This is a genomic window from Pseudomonas sp. MD330_10 (genome assembly GCF_042610415.1).
GTDB classification, from domain to species: Bacteria; Pseudomonadota; Gammaproteobacteria; order Pseudomonadales; family Pseudomonadaceae; genus Aquipseudomonas; species Aquipseudomonas rhodesiae.
In genome coordinates this window covers 273,131-291,651 of record NZ_JBHGZU010000004.1, presented here as the reverse complement: position 1 = coordinate 291,651, position 18,521 = coordinate 273,131, and the positions used below count along the sequence as shown (strand labels likewise).

The 18,521-nt window shown below is 62.2% G+C and carries 15 protein-coding genes; 4 read left to right on the top strand and 11 right to left on the bottom strand.

The window, feature by feature from the left end:
* Positions 1 to 22: 22 nt before the first annotated feature.
* Both ACFZPT_RS08830 and ACFZPT_RS08825 read right to left on the bottom strand, forming a co-directional pair.
* Positions 23 to 649, bottom strand: a complete 627-nt coding sequence (locus ACFZPT_RS08830; protein ID WP_099312775.1) for a Pr6Pr family membrane protein — start codon at positions 647 to 649, stop codon at positions 23 to 25.
* A gap of 4 nt (positions 650 to 653) precedes the next feature.
* Positions 654 to 887, bottom strand: a complete 234-nt coding sequence (locus tag ACFZPT_RS08825) for a VF530 family DNA-binding protein (RefSeq protein ID WP_034096082.1) — start codon at positions 885 to 887, stop codon at positions 654 to 656.
* A gap of 150 nt (positions 888 to 1,037) precedes the next feature.
* On the opposite strand from ACFZPT_RS08825, the gene ACFZPT_RS08820 reads away from it, so the two are divergent.
* Together ACFZPT_RS08820 and ACFZPT_RS08815 are read left to right on the top strand one after the other, a co-directional pair.
* Positions 1,038 to 3,056 carry a TonB-dependent receptor gene (locus ACFZPT_RS08820; RefSeq protein WP_099312777.1) on the top strand — a complete coding sequence of 673 codons (2,019 nt, stop codon included), beginning with the start codon at positions 1,038 to 1,040 and terminating at the stop codon, positions 3,054 to 3,056.
* A gap of 739 nt (positions 3,057 to 3,795) precedes the next feature.
* Entirely contained in the window at positions 3,796 to 6,213 is a 2,418-nt protein-coding gene (locus tag ACFZPT_RS08815; RefSeq protein ID WP_034096080.1) for a glucose/quinate/shikimate family membrane-bound PQQ-dependent dehydrogenase, read from the top strand.
* 391 nt (positions 6,214 to 6,604) lie between these two features.
* On the opposite strand, the gene ACFZPT_RS08810 is transcribed toward ACFZPT_RS08815, so the two are convergent.
* Positions 6,605 to 7,093, bottom strand: coding sequence for a type VI secretion system tube protein Hcp (locus tag ACFZPT_RS08810; RefSeq protein WP_034096079.1), 489 nt, complete (start codon positions 7,091 to 7,093; stop codon positions 6,605 to 6,607).
* Between the two features lie 187 nt (positions 7,094 to 7,280).
* On the opposite strand from ACFZPT_RS08810, the gene ACFZPT_RS08805 reads away from it, so the two are divergent.
* Positions 7,281 to 8,195, top strand: coding sequence for a hypothetical protein (locus ACFZPT_RS08805; protein WP_034096078.1), 915 nt, complete (start codon positions 7,281 to 7,283; stop codon positions 8,193 to 8,195).
* Entirely contained in the window at positions 8,192 to 8,698 is a 507-nt protein-coding gene (locus ACFZPT_RS08800; RefSeq protein ID WP_034096077.1) for a hypothetical protein, read from the top strand. The genes ACFZPT_RS08805 and ACFZPT_RS08800 overlap by 4 nt, the downstream gene beginning before the upstream one ends.
* A gap of 330 nt (positions 8,699 to 9,028) precedes the next feature.
* On the opposite strand, the gene ACFZPT_RS08795 is transcribed toward ACFZPT_RS08800, so the two are convergent.
* The 8 genes from ACFZPT_RS08795 to ACFZPT_RS08760 form a co-directional block, all read right to left on the bottom strand.
* A complete protein-coding gene (locus ACFZPT_RS08795) occupies positions 9,029 to 9,448 on the bottom strand; it encodes a group 1 truncated hemoglobin (RefSeq protein WP_034096076.1) in 420 nt (139 codons plus the stop codon).
* On the bottom strand, positions 9,448 to 10,278 hold the full coding sequence (locus ACFZPT_RS08790; protein ID WP_034096075.1) for a DUF3034 family protein: 831 nt from the start codon (positions 10,276 to 10,278) through the stop codon (positions 9,448 to 9,450). Before ACFZPT_RS08790 ends, ACFZPT_RS08795 begins: the two co-directional genes overlap by 1 nt.
* A gap of 37 nt (positions 10,279 to 10,315) precedes the next feature.
* Complete coding sequence (locus ACFZPT_RS08785) at positions 10,316 to 12,667, bottom strand: putative bifunctional diguanylate cyclase/phosphodiesterase (RefSeq protein WP_379555111.1); 2,352 nt, start codon at positions 12,665 to 12,667, stop codon at positions 10,316 to 10,318.
* Positions 12,651 to 13,328 carry a methylamine utilization protein gene (locus tag ACFZPT_RS08780; protein ID WP_034111911.1) on the bottom strand — a complete coding sequence of 226 codons (678 nt, stop codon included), beginning with the start codon at positions 13,326 to 13,328 and terminating at the stop codon, positions 12,651 to 12,653. Before ACFZPT_RS08780 ends, ACFZPT_RS08785 begins: the two co-directional genes overlap by 17 nt.
* A 194-nt stretch (positions 13,329 to 13,522) precedes the next feature.
* Positions 13,523 to 15,859 carry a putative bifunctional diguanylate cyclase/phosphodiesterase gene (locus tag ACFZPT_RS08775; RefSeq protein WP_379555113.1) on the bottom strand — a complete coding sequence of 779 codons (2,337 nt, stop codon included), beginning with the start codon at positions 15,857 to 15,859 and terminating at the stop codon, positions 13,523 to 13,525.
* Positions 15,860 to 16,069: 210 nt separating this feature from the next.
* Entirely contained in the window at positions 16,070 to 17,248 is a 1,179-nt protein-coding gene (locus ACFZPT_RS08770; RefSeq protein WP_099312783.1) for a PotD/PotF family extracellular solute-binding protein, read from the bottom strand.
* Positions 17,245 to 18,219 carry a GTP-binding protein gene (locus ACFZPT_RS08765; RefSeq protein WP_099312785.1) on the bottom strand — a complete coding sequence of 325 codons (975 nt, stop codon included), beginning with the start codon at positions 18,217 to 18,219 and terminating at the stop codon, positions 17,245 to 17,247. Before ACFZPT_RS08765 ends, ACFZPT_RS08770 begins: the two co-directional genes overlap by 4 nt.
* The gene (locus ACFZPT_RS08760; protein WP_034096069.1) at positions 18,216 to 18,515 is read right to left on the bottom strand and encodes a hypothetical protein; all 300 of its coding nucleotides are present in this window, start codon (positions 18,513 to 18,515) and stop codon (positions 18,216 to 18,218) included. The genes ACFZPT_RS08765 and ACFZPT_RS08760 overlap by 4 nt, the downstream gene beginning before the upstream one ends.
* Positions 18,516 to 18,521: the final 6 nt, after the last annotated feature.

Sequence of the window (18,521 nt, the reverse complement as noted above, 5' to 3'; positions counted from 1 at the left end):
TGAAGCGGCTGACATGCCCGCATCAGCGCGATGGCGCTCGCAAAGACTTGTCCATCCCCACCACCAACAACGCAATCAGCACAAACCCCGCCAGAATGCCGCCGGCATTCACGAACACCTGTGGATAACCCAGCGTGCTCACATCGATGAACGGGTACTGATACTGCCCGAGCAAATCCCCCCGCAACAGCGCGTAGCCGAAGTACACCAGCGGGTAAATCACCCACAGGCCGATATGGGTTAAACGCAACTGCCCCTTGGGCACGCAACGCCACCAATACAGCGCAAACAGCACGGGCATAACGTCGTGCAGCAATTCATCGGCAATGAATTGAAAACCTTCGGGCTGCCACAAATGTCGCAGCAACAGGTTGTAAGCCACGCCCACCACCACAATGCTCACCGCGATGCCGCTGCTCACCGCCGGCGCGAGAAAAAACCGCTGCGCCGCCGAAGGGCGTTTGACCAGGGCATAACTGAGCACCACCGCCGCCAGGGTGTTGGTCAACACAGTGAAGAAACTGAAAAAGTTGATCAGCCCGCCCATCAGGCTGGCGCCGGCCTCCCAGCGCGAATAGAAAATCAGGTACTGCTGAATCGCCAGGCCCACCCAACCGGCCAGTGCCGCTGCTGTCACATACCGCTTCATGGGATCAATCCAACGGTCGTTTGGTGCGCATCAGCTTCACGTACAACCCTTCGACTTTTTCCCGCGCCCACGGGGTTTTGCGCAGGAAGGTCAGGCTCGACTTGATACTCGGGTCGCTCTTGAAGCAGCGGATATCAATGCGCTCGGCCAGGCCTTGCCATTCGTAATGTTCCACCAGCGTAGTAAGGATGTGTTGCAGGGTGACGCCGTGGAGCGGGTCATTGCTTGTCGCGGTCATGCCAGGCCTATGAAAAAAGGGGGTCGGAAAGGTGCACACCTTATCATCCCGTCAGACCAGGTAAAAAAGTTCCCGTTCCCAGCGAAAAAGAGATGTTATATTGTAACTATAACTTTCAAGTCTTTTCGCCGTTTTTCCAAGGAATGTCCGATGTCCCTCCCCTCCCTCTGGCGCTTGACTCCACTGGCCGCCGCTCTGTTGATCTGCACCGAAACCCATGCTCTGGAACTGCCGACCCAAGTGGTCACCGGCAATCCGCTGGGCAGTGAACAACTGGCCTCGCCCACCACCGTGCTGGAGGGCGATGAACTGACCTTGCAGCAAAAAGGCAGCCTCGGTGAAACCCTGAACAAACAGCCGGGGGTGTCCTCGTCCTACTTCGGCCCGGGCGCCAGCCGACCGATTATTCGCGGCCAGGACGGCGACCGCATTCGCCTGCTGCGCAATGGCGTGGGCGCGCTGGATGCGTCGTCGCTGTCTTACGACCATGCGGTGCCGCTGGACCCAGTCAATGTGGAGCGCATCGAGATCGTGCGGGGCCCCGCCGCGCTGTTGTACGGCGGCAGCGCCATCGGTGGCGTGGTCAATACCTTCGATAACCGCATCCCCACCGAAGCTATCGAAGGCATCCACGGTGCCGGCGAGCTGCGCTACGGCGGCGCGGACACCACCCGCAGCAGCGCCGGCAGACTGGAGGCTGGCAATGGCACGTTCGCGCTGCATCTGGACGCCAGCGCGCGGTCGTTCAATGACCTGAAAATCCCCGGTAGCGCACGCAGCCGCCACGCTCCGGACAGCGACGACGGCCCCGGCAAAAACGGGCGCCTGGGTAACAGCGACGGGCGTCAGGACGGCGGCGCGGTGGGCGGCTCCTACACCTGGGACGACGGTTACGCCGGGCTGTCCTACAGCAACTACGACAGTAACTACGGCTCGCCCGCTGAACAGGACGTGCGTATTCGCATGCAGCAGGATCACTACGCATTCGCGTCGGAGATCCGCAACCTCCAGGGGCCGTTTACCTCGGTGAAACTCGACGCGGGGTACACCGATTACGAACACCGCGAAATCGAAGGCGGCGAAACCGGCACAGTGTTCAAGAACAAAGGTTACGAAGCACGGGTGGAAGCGCGACATCAGCCGATCGGCCCCCTGGACGGCGTGGTCGGTGCCCAGGTGACGCGCAACGAGTTCTCGGCCCTGGGTGAAGAAGCCTTCGTGCCGCAGACCGACACCACCGCCGCCGCACTGTTTATCCTCGAAGAACTGCAAGCCACCGAACGCCTCAAGCTCAGCCTTGGCGGGCGCCTGGAGCACACCCAAGTCGACCCGGACGCCAAGGGCAACGCGCGTTTCGCCGCGGCTGACCAAAGCAATAACTTTACCGCCGGCAGCCTGTCGTCGGGCGCGGTGTATACGCTGACGCCGATCTGGTCCCTGGCCGCAACCCTGGGTTACACCGAGCGGGCACCGACCTTTTATGAGCTGTACGCCAACGGCTCCCACGTCGCTACCGGCACATTCGAGTTGGGCGACGCCAATCTGAACAAAGAAAAAGCCGTATCCAGCGACCTGGCACTGCGTTTCGACAATGGCACCCACAAGGGCAGCTTCGGTGTGTTCTACAGCCACTTCTCCAATTACATCGGTTTGTTGGGCACCGGTCGTACGCTGAACGACGAAGGTGAAGAAGACCCGGCCGGCATCCCTGAGTACGAATATTCCGGTGTGCGTGCGCGATTCGCCGGCTTCGAAGCCCAGGACCACTGGAAACTTGGAGAAGGCGCCTACGGGAAATTTGCGCTGGAACTTTCAGGCGATTACACCCGCGCCACCAACCTGGATACCGGCGAAGCCTTGCCGCGCATTGCGCCATTGCGCTTGAACAGCGGCCTGCTGTGGGAACTGGACCGCTGGCAGGCGCGCATCGACGTGGAGCATGCCGCCGGCCAGGGCCGCGTACCGGATAACGAAAGCGGCACCGACGGCTACACCACCCTGGGCGCCAGTGCCGGCTACCGCTTCAACGTCGGCGGCAGCCAATGGCTGGCCTTTGTGAACGGTGAAAACCTCACCAACCAGACCGTGCGCTACGCCAGCTCGATCCTGCGCGACATCGCCCCGGCACCGGGACGCAGCGTGCAGCTGGGCATTCGTACGACCTTTTAAAAAGCCGAGGTTCTTGTGGTGAAGGCGCCGGCCCCGCGCGGGGCAAGCCCGCTCACCACAAAAGAGCCGCTTCTTTATCAGCAAAGAAAATATAGATACCCGCGCTGTGGGAGGGGGCTTGCCCCCGATGGCCATCGGCATTTACATAGATCTCACAGGCTGACCCACAACGGTGTGGTGAGCGGGCTTTCCCCGCGCGAGGCAAGCTCGCTCACCACAAAAGAATCGCTTCTTTTCAGCAACGAAATATAGATACCCGCGTTGCACGATGTGGGAGGGGCTTGCCCCCGATGGCCATCGGCATCTACATAGATCTCACAGGCTGACCCACAACGTTGTGGTGAGCGGGCTTGCCCCGCGCGAGGAAGTTCGTTCACCACTCAATTCAAGGCTGAAACCGTAGTGCATGCAGCGACGTTCTGTCACTGTTACCAAATCGGAAATGATGCATCTTGCGATTTGCGCTTTCTCTCGGCGCGTCATCTCTTTATCCTTGCCGCAACAAACTGAAACGTTTCACGCCTGCGGTCGATCCCACCTTGCCGAATATCTCCCACACCCAAGACAGCGCTGTCTTATCTCGACCTGCGCTTGGTATTCAATCGCCCGCCGGTGGATAACCCCCGCTATCCCCCACAAAAACCGAAATAACGCTGAACCAAGCCCGCGCCGAATCGTCATCTACAGTGAGTGAAGCACGGGGTTACACAATTATTCCAACGTCACGGAGAAACACACTATGAGCACTGATGGTGCTTCGAGCCCAAGCCGCCTGCTGCCCAGGCTGCTCGGCGTCTTGCTGCTGATCATGGGCCTGGCCCTGCTGGCCGGCGGTATCAAGCTGACCACGCTCGGCGGGTCGCTGTACTACCTGCTGGCCGGTATCGGTATCACCCTCACCGGCATTCTGCTGCTGGCTACCCGCCGCGCGGCACTGGGCCTGTACGCACTGGTGCTGTTCGCCAGCACCGTGTGGGCACTGTGGGAAGTCGGCCTGGATTGGTGGCAACTGGTGCCGCGTCTGGCGCTGCTGTTCGCCCTGGGCATCGTCATGTTGCTGCCGTGGGTTCGTCGCCCGTTGCTGCGTGGTCAACCCGCGCCACTGGGCACCGGCGCGCTGAGCGTGGCCGTGGTGCTGGCCGGTGCTACCGCTCTCGCCAGCCAATTCACCAACCCCGGTGAAATGGTCAAGACCGGCGAGCTGGACCGTGACGCTGTACCGGGCATGGCCAGCGTTGCGCCGGCCCAGGCCGATGGCGACTGGAATTCCTACGGCCGTTCGGCCTTTGGTGATCGCTATTCGCCGCTGGCGCAGATCACCCCGGAGAACGCGCACAAACTGGTGCCGGCGTGGACCTATCGCACCGGCGACATCCCTGGCCCTAACGATCCGGGCGAGACCACGGCGGAAAACACCCCGCTGAAAGTCAACGGCATGCTCTACGTGTGCACGCCGCACAGCCAGGTCATCGCTCTGGACCCAGACACCGGCAAGGAAATCTGGCGCTTCGATCCGAAGATCAGCAGCCAGGGTGCCGAGAACTTCAAGGGCTGGGCGCACATGACGTGCCGTGGCGTGTCGTATCACGACGACGCCGTCTACGCCTCCGAGCAGAGCCCAACCGGCAGCGCCAGCCCGGCCGCCGCGCCGAATGCCTGCCCGAAACGCATCTTCGTGCCGACCGCCGACACCCGCCTGATCGCCCTGAACGCCGACACCGGCAAGATGTGCGAAGACTTCGGCGATAAAGGCCAAGTCGACCTGCGCGCCAATATCGGTAGCTTCGCCCCAGGCGGTTACTACTCCACCTCGCCACCGGCCGTGACCAAAAACCTGGTGGTGATCGGTGGTCATGTGACCGACAACGTTTCCGTCGACGAGCCAAGCGGTGTGATCCGTGCGTTCGACGTGCACACCGGCAAGCTGGTGTGGAACTGGGACAGCGGCAACCCGGACGACACCACCCCGTTGGCCGAGGGCAAGACCTACACCCGTAACTCGCCGAACATGTGGTCCATGTTCGCCGTGGATGAAAAACTCGGCATGCTCTACCTGCCGATGGGCAACCAGATGCCCGACCAGTACGGCGGCGACCGTACCGATGAATCCGAGAAGTACGCTGCGGGCCTGACCGCCCTGGACATCGACACCGGCCATGTGAAGTGGACCTTCCAGTTCACCCACCATGACCTGTGGGACATGGACGTTGGCGGCCAGCCTTCGCTGATCGACATCAAGACCGAAGCCGGCGTGAAGCAGGCGGTGATGGCGTCGACCAAACAGGGCAGCATCTACGTGCTGGACCGTACAACCGGCCAGCCGGTGGTGCCGATCCACGAAGTGGCCGTGCCTCAGGGCGCAGTCGCGGGCGACCGTACCTCCCCTACTCAGCCGAAGTCCGAACTGAACTTCATGCCACCACCGCTCAAAGAGCGTGACATGTGGGGTGTGACGCCGTTCGACCAAATGCTGTGCCGTATCGATTTCAAATCCATGCGCTATGACGGTCCGTTCACCCCGCCGTCGTTGCAGGGTTCGATCGTGTACCCAGGCAACTTTGGTGTGTTCGACTGGGGTGGCATTTCCGTCGACCCAGTACGTCAGATCGCCTTCGTGAACCCGAGCTACATGGCGTTCAAATCCAAACTGATCCCGGCCGCCGACATCGCCAAGCAAGGCCCGCGTGTCAGCGAAACCGAAGGCGTGCAGCCGAACAAAGGCGCACCGTACGGTGTGATCCTTGAAGCCTTGCTGTCGCCGATGGGCTTGCCCTGCCAGGCGCCGGCGTGGGGTTATGTGGCGGCGGTCGACCTGACCACCCACAAGACCATCTGGATGCACAAAAACGGCACCGTGCGTGACAGCTCGCCGGTTCCAGTGCCACTGACCATGGGCGTACCGAGCCTGGGCGGCACCTTCACCACGGCCGGTGGTGTGGCGTTCCTCAGCGGCACCCTCGACCAATACCTGCGCGCCTATGACGTGAAAAACGGCAAGCAACTGTGGGAAGGCCGCCTGCCAGCTGGCGCCCAGACCACCCCGATGACCTACACCGGCAAGGACGGCAAGCAATACGTGCTGGTCATGGCCGGCGGTCACGGCTCCCTGGGCACCAAGCAGGGTGACTATGTGATGGCGTTCAAACTGCCGGAATAAGCGTTACCGGCGGCAAGACAAAAGGCGGCTTCCCTTACGGGTAGCCGCCTTTTTTATGGGTTCAATACGGCTGCTGGTCAGCCAATAAAAAGCTCTCACTGCCCCGCCGCCATAGGGGCACAGCTATCTACAAGCCTTCGAAAACATGCGGTTCTTGTGGTGAGCAGACCGGCTGTGGTGAGCGGCCTTGCTGTGGTGAGCGGGCTTGCCCCGCGCTGGGCTGCGAAGCGGCCCCTTTCCAGGCGATGTGGTCTTGTCTGGCGCACCGTGGTGTCTTGGTTTGGGGCTGCTTCGCAGCCCAGCGCAGGGCAAGCCTGCTCACCATAGCGTTATGAGCCAGTCTTTGAGATTTGCGTTGATACTGCCGTATTTCGCCGATATGAGAGCGGCTTCAGGCCTTCACGTTCTGCCGGATATTCCAGCCGAACTTCACCGGCCCACCCTCCTTGGCGCCATCGGCTTTCTGCGGTTGGTAGCTGACGTCGACGGTGGCGAAATTCAAGGCGATGCTGTCGAAGAGCACATCGTCCTGACTATTGGCACCGGTGCCGTAAGACACCACCATCACTTCCTTCAGGGTGATCACCAGATACTCCACTGGGCTGGAACCGCCCGCTTTGCGCACCACCAATCGTGCTTCGGGATAATGCTTGCCGCTGGCACAGGCCATCATCAGGTTGGGGCTGGATTTATCCAGCGGCTTTTTCAGGTTCAGGTTGGCAATATTGACCTTGCCCGCGCCCCCTCCGGTGCCTGAGTGCATCGAGCCGGTCTGCGACAACCCCCACGCCCATTCGGAGATATCAATCTCATCGCGATGGGCCTGGTCCCGTGATTCACCCTTGATATCGCCCAGTTTCAAAAACATATCGACTGCCATATTGGCTCCTTGTCGTGTTGTGCGTCGCAAGTGACGTGGGGCGCACTGTTCTCGAACCAGGGCGGCGCTCACAAGATGGCAATGCGGGATCGAGAAGCACCTGTCTTGAAAAGGCGAAACGTCCGACATTAATTTGCGCCGCTGCATCTTTACCCTCTCGACTCCCCAAAAACCCAGGAGTTAAGGAATGACGACCGCCTTGTTCAAGGATGGATTCCCCTCGGCCCACCGCACCACCCGCCAACGCATTGAAAGCAGCATCGACCTGCGTCGATTGTTCCACGTCATCGATGCCGACCCTGTGCTGATTGGCGCAGGGGTGGTGTACATCGATGCGGACTTCAACGTGGTAACGCTGCGCGAGTTCCAGGCGATTTGCACTGTGCAGCCGATCAAAGTGGTATTGCGGGAGGCGCCCCGGTATGTGGGGCCGGTGGAGTTCAAGCGAATGCTGGAGCATGAACCGCGGGAATCGCGCTTGATGATTGAGGCGCTGAATACCGCAGCGACGTGTGCAGGAGTACTGCTAAGTTGGGTGGTCGTTACAAGTGGAGTTGCGCTAATGCCTTTTACGGCGGGTGCCAGCTCAGTCATTTCGTTTGTAGGTAACGCCGCAGCAGTTGCAAGTACAGCCCAATGTATCGCTGGCGTTATACGCACAGGATCAGAAGCAGCCTTTCCCGAATTTAATGATTATCTGGATAACGACGCCTGGTATCAGGCCGCGACAGCAGTGCTGGACGGCATTGCTTTGCTGGGAATGGCCACATCAGCATTGGTGACAGTGAACGTCGTCACAACAATCACGAAAGTGACCGGAAAGAGTACTCGTCAAGTAATCAAAGGCCTTACGCGGCAAGAGCGGAAAAAGCTGAACGATGAGTTGCTCAAAATCCGAGACCCGAGGCTGTCGCACAAACAGCTCAAGCTGGAAAAAGCTAACGGCAATGCGCCCAAACGCGTCAGTGCCCTACACATGAAACAAGCGACCGCCGTCCACATAATGGAGGCCACAGCCGCCTCGCTGAGCTTTACCAGTAGTGCTATGTCTGGAAACGTCAGGACATTGGCACTGGGCGTGTATGAGGAATTCAATCAATGAACGATCACAGGAGGGAAACGAGCGGCTCTTATCCAGCAGCCTTCATTGAAAATCCCTGGGGATTGCTCAAACGGTACATGCCGGTAATCGGAGTCGATGCGCTTGTCGGGTGTTTGTCGATTGGGTTGACCGCAATCCTGGCGATGCTGACCTATCTTTCTCAATCCTCTATAGAATTTTCCGTAAGAACATCTCTTCTAAGCGGTATGGGTTTAGGTGCGCTGTTTGCCCTCGCCAAATACGAAGTGCTATACGGTCGCATCCACTGGGTCTGGGTAAACGTCGCGATATACCTCGCCTGTCTGCTGGTAGCACTTCCCAGTATCGCCTACCGCCCCAACGCCTACCTTTACTCCCTCTGCCTGCTCAGCCCCCTGATCGGCCTTTTGATCCTCAACAGCAACCGCTGCCGCGAACTGCGCCACAAAATGGTCGAAATCCGCCACAAGCGCGAAGCCATCATCGCGACCCTGAAAAAACAGGGCCGTTGGAAATGGTGGTAAGCCTCCACCCCATCCCCTTGAATGGTCCAACCTCGATATCCACACATCCTCGGTGAAAACATAACCTGAGAAAATGCGATTTTTGTGGTGAGCGGGCTTGCCCCGCGCTGGGCTGCGAAGCGGCCCCTCATACACACGCCGCGTTGATTCAGGTACACCGCGTTGCCGGTTTTGGGGCCGCTTCGCAGCCCAGCGCGGGGCAAGCCCGCTCACCACAAAAGCCCTGCTCATACATGGACGCCCCCAGAATGCCAAGCACTCAATTCGTGAAAACACAGACGGCCATCGGGGCAAGCCCCCTCCCACATTGGAATGGGGTTGGCGCTGGGATCAGTGCTCGATCACTTCGCCGCGCATGGGTGCCAGGCGGGCGAGCAGGCGGTTTTGTGTGGGCACTGGGATGCCTTCGCTGTCCATCGCTTTGATCAGATCCTCCACCAATGCGTTGAAATCACTGCGGCTGACGTTCTGGCCTTTGTGGCTCTCGGCCATGCTGTCGCCGGTGTAGGTGCATGGCCCGCCGGCTTCGACGCAGAACTGTTCGATCAGTTTGTTGCGCAGGCGCTGGATGTCGATACGCCGGAAGCGCTCGACGATGCGTTCGTCGCGGGCGATGTTGAGCAGCATGCCTTCGACGATGCGGGTGATGCCGGGCATGGCGCCGAGGTCGCGGTAGAGACTGTCGTCCTTGGGCGGCTGCTGGGCGCAGGCGCTCAGCAGCGCCAGCAATAGCACGGGCAATACGCGCATCAGAAACTCCCCTGGACGGACAGGTAAGTGCCGTTCTGGTTATCCAACGTGGCGATTTCCCCCAGCCGTGCATACGCCAGCACAAACGACACATGCTTGCTGGGGAAGTATGCGAGGAACACGTCCGCCCAGTCGCTTTCTCCGGCGAACGCCAGGTTGTCGGGTTTCTCGCGGTACTCCACGCCCAGCGCCCAGCGCGGGTTGAACAGCAGCGCCACCGAGCCTTCCTTGAGCAGGCTACGGCGGTCGCGGCGGTCGCCGCCAAAACCGAGCAGGCCGGTTTCATTGGCGCGGCTGTAGCGCAGGCCGCCGTTGACCAGCACGTTGTAGCCAAAGGCCGCGCCCATGAACAGGCGGCTGGCGGCCAGGTAGCCTTCCACATCGCTGTCACGCTTGGCGCCGACCAGGCGCGGAATATCGAACGTGTTCTGATGCTTGTATTGCAGGCCCAGCGAAACCTGGGGCAAGCGGTCGTAGATCACATCGCCGAACAGCCGCACTTTGACCCCCAGCACATCCTGGCCGAGGTGGTCGTCGGGCAGGTTCAGCTTGTGTACCAAGGTGCCCAGGTCAAAACGTTGCCGAGCGAAAGAGACTTCCACGCGGTTGTCGTAGGCCAGCGCCAACCCGGCGACATCGAGCCGGTAGTCCGGCAGGTCGACCGTGGTGGCAAACGCCGTGGCGCCCCATTCGTGTTGCTCGCCGTAACCGGTGAGCACCGCCCACGGGGTGATGCCGCCGCCCGCCGCGCCTTCCAGGCTGCTGGCGCCGCCGGTGGCGAGCAGGCGACCGTTATCGGCCAAGGCGGCGGGCAGGCTCAGGCTGGCCATGCAACCGATCAGTAGAGAAAGACGCACGTCATAGCCCTCAATGCACCTGCGAAGTTTGCGCACTGAGAGGCAAGGCCACCCAGGCTTCGAAAGCGTCGGCGCTCAAGGGCCGACTGATCAGGTAACCCTGTGCCGTATCGCATTGCCAGCGCTCCAGCAGGCGCAGGCTGTGGGCGTACTCGACCCCCTCGGCGACCACCTTGAGCCCCAGGTTATGGCTCATCTCGATGGTGGAACGCACGATCACTGCGTCTTCGCTGGTTTCGTCCAGGTTGCGCACAAACGACTGGTCGATCTTCAACTCTTGCACAGGCAGGCGCTTGAGGTGGGCCAACGACGAGTACCCGGTGCCAAAGTCATCCACCGACAGGCTGATGCCGCACTCGCGCAGCAGGTGCAGCACTTTCAAGGCCTTTTCCGGTTCGCGCATCACCGCGCTTTCGGTGATCTCGAACACCAGTTGTTCGGCCGGCAGCCCGTAGCGCCGCAACAGCGCCGAAACGCGGTGGGCCAGCTCATCGCCAAGCAAATCGTCGGCCGAGATGTTCAGCGACAGTTGCAGGTACAGGCCTCGGCGGTTCCATTCGCACAACTGGCGGATGCCCTCTTCAATCACCCACTGGGTCAGCAACTGGATGCTGCCCGAACGCTCAGCCAGGGGGATGAATTCCGCCGGCGAAACCATGCCGAACTGCGGATGCTGCCAGCGCAACAGGGCTTCAGCCTGACGCACATGGCCCAGACGAATATCCAGCTTGGGCTGGTAATGCAGCAGCAACTGGCCTTGGCCGGGAGCGTGGCGCAGGTCGCGGATCAGGGTGATCTGGCGACGATGAGCAAGGTCGCGGCCCGGCTCGTACACCTGCAAGCGACCGGGCATTTGCGCGGCGTCCTTCATGGCAATCGCTGCGCGTTCCAGCAGGCTTTGCGCAGACTCGCCATCGTCCGGGTACACCGCGATGCCCAAGCGGCAGTCGAGCGCCAGGTCGTGGCCGGCGATACGCTGGGGGCGCAATAGCAATTGCTGCAGCTTGTCGGCCAGGCCCACCGCCTCGTCACGACCGGCGCCGTCAAGCAGCAGCAGGAACTCGTCGGCGATCAGATGCGCCAGGGTGTCCCGTGGGCGCAGCACGGCCTGCAGGCGGCGGCTGACATTGAGCAACAACTCATCCACGGCGTCCGGCCCGGCGGTTTCGCTGGCGGCGCGCAGGTTGTCGATGCCCAAGTAAATCAGCGCCATCGGCCGCTGGGTGGCAATCGCGCTGCCCAGGCGCTCCATGGCCAACGCACGGTTGGGCAAACCGGTGAGGCGATCATGCAGCGCGTTGTGGGCCAGTTGCTGTTCACGCTCGGCGATGCCGCTTTGCATCGCGTTGAGCGCCACGGCCAAGCGACCCAGTTCGTCGCTGCGGGTCAGGATGACCGGGGTCTGGTAGTCGCCATGGCCAATGCGTTCGGCGGCCTGGGCCAAGGCTTGCACCGGACGCGACACGCCCCGCGCCAGCAGCAATGCGCCGACCAGCGACGCCGCCAACGCAACCAGTGCGATGGCCAGAATCTTTTCATCCAACAGCACAAAGGCTTGCATCGCCGAATCCAGCGGGCTTTGCAGCAAGGCCAGCACCTGGCTGTCGGCGTTGCTGGCCAACACCAGCGATTGGCTGAGAAAACGGTGTTCCAGATGCTCGGTGGTGGACACGCCCTCATGGGTGGACGCCCCCAGCATCAGGCTGACGATACTGTCGCGCAGCACCTGGGGTTGGGTGCTGACCAGCGTCCCGGGCTGCTGGCGGTCGATGGCCAGGAACGACACTTCCAGATTGCTCAACGAACGCAGTTCATCGGCGAACGCCGTGTCCATGCTGAAGCCCATCACCACCCGCGCAATCGGCAACGGCGCCAGCACCGGCGCTTCCACCAGCAGGTGCGGCGTGCCTTGCAGCGGCACGATCAACAACGCGGCCTGGCGCTGGCGGCGCATTTCGCGCAATGCCTGGTCGTAACGAAAGCTCGAACCCTCGGCGACTTCGTCGACGGTGCTGGCCAGAACCTTGCCGTCCATGCCCAGCAGGATCATGTCGCTGGCATTGATGCGTTTGCCGTGGTTGAGCAGCACCGAGCGCATCGTCGCCGAATCGCCACTGGCCACGGCATCGCGAAAGCCAAAGTCGGCCGCCAGCAGTTGCACGCCATCGGCCAGGCGCCGGCCGCGCACATCCAGCAAACGCTCGAACACCCGCGTGCCCACCTGCAACTGGGCCAACGCCTGGCCATGGACAGCCTGGCGGGTGGCCATCTTGACGCTGAAATACAGCGCGCCGATCACCACCAGCGACAGCAGGATCAGGACCGTGGCGACCCGCGCCTGGTAACTACTGCGCAGTTTCACGGGCAGCTCGATTGAAGGCGTCACCGAAGGCGGTCGGCGCCGGTGGCAGGTCTGCCGAGGCGGGTTGCAGAGTGAGCTGCACGCGGTGGCTCAGGCCGGCGGCGGGAATATGCAAGGTGCCGCCGTCCAGCGGCTGCATATCCGCCAGTTGCGGGTGCCACAGGGTGGCGTGGTAATCCCCCGGCGCCAATGGTTCCAGGCGCACGCGGCCTTGGGCATCGCTGACGCCGAAGTGAGGATCGTCGGTGACGTAGATATAGCCGAGCATCCAGTCATGGATATTGCAGCCCAGCACCACCACGCCCGGTTTGTCGAACAGCAGCGGTGCGGTCGGCGTGCCTTCGTACAGGCGCAGTTCGAAACGCTTGGCGGCCGAAAATGAATACACCTGATGGCGAATATTGTCGCTATTGGGGAAGCGCACCTGGGTGCCGGTATGCACCGCCAGCACATGGGGGGCGAAGCGCTGGCCACGTTGGTCCATCTCCGCCTTGGGCGCGACGGCCACCACAGCGGCCGGGCCTTGCAAAGTCACGACCGCATCGCTGACCGGGCTGCCATCGGCCTGCTGCACCAACACCTCAAGGGTGGCCGCCGAGACGGGCGCTGCCGCCGCCAGCAAGAGCATCATGCGAGATAACAGGTTTACACATCGGGCCATGGGAGATCCGGTAGAAAGCGGCCAGCCTTGGCGGAAAAGAACAGTTACGGCCATGATGCCGCAATCAAGGCAAAATGCCACTATTGAACACAGGAGGACGCTAAACCGTTGGTCGGTAAAAAACTGTGCAAACGGTCAGGCTCCGTAGAAGTTATCGACCATACCTAAAAAAGCTGTAGTCACCTGCAAGGTGTCTAGACCGCCGCGCGTTCGCGCCGCATCCACATCTCAAAAGCCATGGCGTTGAGCGGCCGGCTGATCAGGTAGCCCTGGGCGGTGTCGCAGTTCCACTGTTTGAGCAGCTTCAAGCTGGGTTCGACCTCCACCCCTTCGGCCACCACTTTGAGCCCTAGGTTATGGCTCATCTCGATGGTCGAACGCACGATCACGCCGTCGCCGCCCTCGTTGTCGAGGTTGCGCACGAAGGACTGGTCGATCTTCAGCTCCTGCACCGGCAGGCGTTGCAGTTGGGCGAGGGAGGAATAACCGGTGCCAAAGTCATCCACCGACAGGCTGATACCGCAGCCGCGCAGTTGCTCCAACACGCTAAGGGCCTGGCGGGGGTTGTGCATGATGGCGCTCTCGGTGATTTCGAACAGCAATTGCTCGGCTTGCACACCGTGCTGGGCAAGCAAAGTCGTCACGCGGATCGCCAGGTCGTCGTCGGCCAGGTCGTCCACCGAGATATTCACCGACAACTGGATCAACAGGCCGCGCCGCGCCCATTCGGCGATCTGGCGGATGGCTTCTTCGATCACCCAGTGGGTCAGGCTGGCCATGCTGCCGGTGCGCTCGGCCAGGGGAATGAACTCGGCCGGCGACACCAACCCCAGACTGGGGTGCTGCCAGCGCAGCAGGGCTTCGGCTTGGCGTACCTGGCCGTGCTTGAGGTCAAGCTTGGGCTGGTAACACAGGTGCAGCGCACCTTCGGCGGCGGCACGGCGCAAGTCGCGAATCAGGGTGATCTGGCGCTGATGGGCGAGGTCGCGGTCCTGCTGGTAGATCTGCAGATAGCCCGGCAGCATCGCCGCATCGTGGCGGGCGATGGCAGCGCGGCTGATCAGTTCTTCGACGTGCTGGCCGTCATTGGGGTAGACCGCAATGCCGATGCTCACTTCGTGGCGCAGCTCGTCGTTGCCAATGTGTTGAGGCTCGGTGAGCAGTGCATAGAGACGGTCGGCGCGGGCCACGGCGCGGTCGATGCCGATATTTTCCAGCAACAGCAGAAATTCGCTGCCGGACACCCGCGCCGCGGTGTCGCTGGCCAACAGGCTCATGGACAGGCAACGGCTGGCTTCGCGCAGCATGTCTTCAACCCCCTCCGGGCCGAAGCCTTCGTTGATTGCGCGGTAGTTTTCGATGCCCAGGTACAGCAGCGCCACCGGCCGCCGCGCACTGATCGCACTGCCCAAGCGCTCCATGGCCAGGGCGCGATTGGGCAGCCCGGTAAGGGGGTCGTGCAAAGCGTTATGGGCCAGTTGCCGTTCACGCATGGCGATGCCGCTTTGCATGGCGTTGAAGGCGCGGGCCAGCAGGCCGAACTCATCGTGGCCACGCACCCGCACCGGGGTGCGGTAGTCACCGGCGCCGATCCGCCCGGCGGCGTCCACCAAGGCATTGAGCGGCCGCGACACGCGTCGCGCCAGAAACAACGCGCCAGCCAACGACACCACCAACACCGCCAGAGCAATGCCGAGGAACTGCCGGTCCAGCGGCGCAAAGGATTCCAGAGCATGATCCAGCGGGCTTTGCAGCAACACCCGCACGTCATCGCCCTCACCGGTATTGGCCAGCGTCAGCACCTGGCTGAGCACACGCTCGCCGTAGAACCGATGGATATGCGCCTCGGGGTCCGGACGGGCCCCACGCAACAGGTTGATCACCGTGGCCTGATAAGCGTCGGGCTGGGTGCTGAATAATTGGCCGACATGCCCGTTGCGCATGCTGAGGAACGACACCTCCAAGTTGCTCATGGAGCGCAGTTCATTGGCGAACAACGTGTCCATGGGAAAGCCCATGACCACACGAGCGATGGGCGTTGTGTCGACGACTTCGTCCTGCACCAGCAAGTAGGGGCGCTGGTCCATGGCCACGATCAACATCTGCAAGCCACTGCGCCGGGCCCGACGCAGTGCCTCGGCATAAGGGAAGACCTGGCCCCGCGTAAACCCCGGCAAGGTGCTGACCATCACCGTGCCGTCCAGGCCCAGCACCAGCACTTCGCTGGAACGGATGCCGCTGCCGTGACGCTCCAGCACATCCAGGATCGACGCCGAGTTGCCCTCGGCCACCGCGCTTACGAATGGGCCGTCGGCGGTCAGCCAGTCGAGGCCGTATTGCAGGCGCCGACCCCGCAGGTCCAAGAGGCGTTCGAACACCTGACTGCCGGTTTTCAGTTGGGCGCGGGCCTGGTTCTCCACGGCGCGGCTGGTGGCGGCCTGCACCGCAAAGTAGGTCGCGGCGACCACCACCAACAGCAGCAACGCCAATACGCCGGCAATGCGGGTCTGGAACGTATGGCGCCACGTCATCGGCGTGCCCTCTGGCAGCGTTCGTCTGTTTCTGCCACTACGTCCATTTGTCATGTGCATTCCCTGCGACAGCTGACCTGGCGTCAAAAAATACCCGTCCATTGCAGGTATTTGTGTTGAGCAGATTAGCTCGGCGCAGGCGCTTGTCCACCCAATAAAACCGGGGACTTCAGCGTCAGCTTATTGGCGACAAAGGCTTGGCTTTTCGGGTCAGGCCGGCCCTCGCGCGCGCATGAAATCGCCCCAGCGGCGCACCAGGTAGTTGTGCTCGTCCATCACCGCGTTCCACACCGCGATATGGCCCATGCGCTGTTCATAGGAGCCGCCGTCGCGCACCTCGCCCCGGTCGATCAGCGGCAGGCCATCGCTGCCCGGCAGTTCTTCACGGGCGGGCTTGCCGGCGTACCAGTAATCCCACTCGGCGGCGCTCAAATGGTCGCGCGTGCGGGCCGGGTTGCCGATGTAATAACCCTGACGCGCCATCACCGCACCGGGCCAGCCGGACAGCCACCAGTTGAGGTACGCGTAGGCGGCATCCAGCACCGCGCCCTGGGCATGGCGCGATAACGACAAACCGCCGAACCAGGCGCGATAGCCTTCGCGGGGCACCGCCAGGCGGTACTTCACACCGGCGCGATGCAGGCGCATCAAGGTTGGAGACCACAGGCTCTGGATATCGATACTGGGGCTGAGCATCAGTTGCGCGGCTTCTTCGTCGTCTGACCAGAACGCCGCGAAGTGCCCCTCCTTCTGCTTGCGCACCAGGATGTCGGCGAGCACGTCGATGTCCTCGATGCTCATATTGCCGATGTCGCGGAAACTGGCGAGCCCAGCGCCCTGCACCGCCAGCGCGGCATCCAATGCGCCAATGGCGGCGTCGCTTTGCAGTGCGGTGCGCGCGCGCCACGCCGGGTCCAGCAGCCAGCCCCAACTTTCGTTGCCCCGGCAAAAGCCTGCGGGCAGACGCTCGGGGCGGTAGGCAAAACTGTCGGCGTTGTGGGTCAGGGGCAGCATGCTGATACGTTCGGTCACGGTGCTGCCGAGGCTGCCGTCGTGCTGCACGAACAGCCGCTCGCTGGGCACGCTGCCACTGCCCAGGCGGTCGTTGGGGCTCAGGCGCCCGCGCTTGGGCAAGTCGTTGATCTCGTGCCACAGCGCGATGCGGCGCGTGTCGATAGGCTGGATCGCCCGCGCCGGCCAGACGAAGTCGACGTTGTGAAACCATTGATCGTAAAGGTCGTAACTGTCGGGCTGCATCACCGCAATACGCTGGGCCTGCTCGACATCGTGCACCTGATAGACCAGGCGCATGCCAAGTTCCTGCTCGGCCCGCACGCGCAAACATTCGAGCAAAGTCACCGAGGTGCCGAGGACGCGCAGTGTGATCATCGGGCCAACCGCCGGGAAAACACCTCGAAAGAACGACGCAACAGCGCAGGGTCGAGGCCGCGCAGGATAAATACCAAGCGCGATTGCCGGTCGCTGCCCGGCCACGCAGGCAGATGCACCGGCGCGTGCAGGCAATGCTGCACGCCATGAATGACGATGGGGGCGTTACTGGCGTTCACGTTGAGCAGTCCCTTGACCCTGAGGATTCGTTCGCCGTGGCATCTTAGCAGCATCGACAACCACACCCCGAACCCTACCCAGTCCAGCGGCTGCTCGAAGGTCAGGCAGCACACCTGCGCCGCGCCATGGGAGGCGGTGGTGGATCGATGCAGTTGCCAGCGTTGCACTTCATCGGCGGGCTCGGCGCTGCGCAGGCCTTCGCCGAGCAGCAATTGGTCGCCGCTGTGAATGGCGTGGGTGTCGAGGATCGGCGTACCGGCGTTGAGCGCCTGCAAATGCGCACGCAGCGGGGCGCAATCACCGGCCAGGTCGGTCTTGCTCAGCAGCAGGCGGTCGGCGGCGGCCACTTGGGCTAGCCATTCCGGGTGCAGGCGTTCTTGCAGGGCGGCGTGGCTGGCGTCCACCAAGGTGATCACCAGGCCAATATGGAAACGCCCGCGCAGTTGCACGTCGTTGTTGAGTGTGGCGAGGATCGGCGCCGGGTCGGCCAGGCCGGTGGTTTCCAGGATTACGCGCTTGAACGCCGGGATTTCACCGCGTTCGCGGCGCTGCAACAGAGCCAGCAGGGCGTCTTTCAACTCGCCGCGAATCGAACAACACACACAGCCGCTGGGCAGCAACACAGTGTCCGGGGCCACTTCTTCCACCAGCAGATGGTCGATGCCCACATCGCCGAATTCGTTAATCAGTAACGCGGTGTCACCCAGGCTTTCACCGTGCAACAGGCGCTTGAGCAAGGTGGTTTTGCCGCTGCCGAGGAAGCCGGTGATGACGTTCAGGGCCATGCTCATGGGGCGGACTCCAAGTGATCCAACAGCGTCGCATCGAGGGGGTCCAACGCACGGCCGAGCATGCTTTCGGCCGCTTGCCAGAGTTGATCCAGGCCGCTGGCCAGGGCCTGTTTGCCGGTGGCGCCGATCAGTAAATAAGAGGCGCCCTGGAAATCTTCGACCTTGAGCCGGAACACCGCCAGCACCTGATTGATCGCGGCGATGCGGCGCAGCCGTTCCCGGCGCCGGGGCAACTCATCGCCCAAGGGGTCGCTCCAATGCAGGTCTTCGCCCAGCAGTCCGCAGAGTCCACACATCGCTAT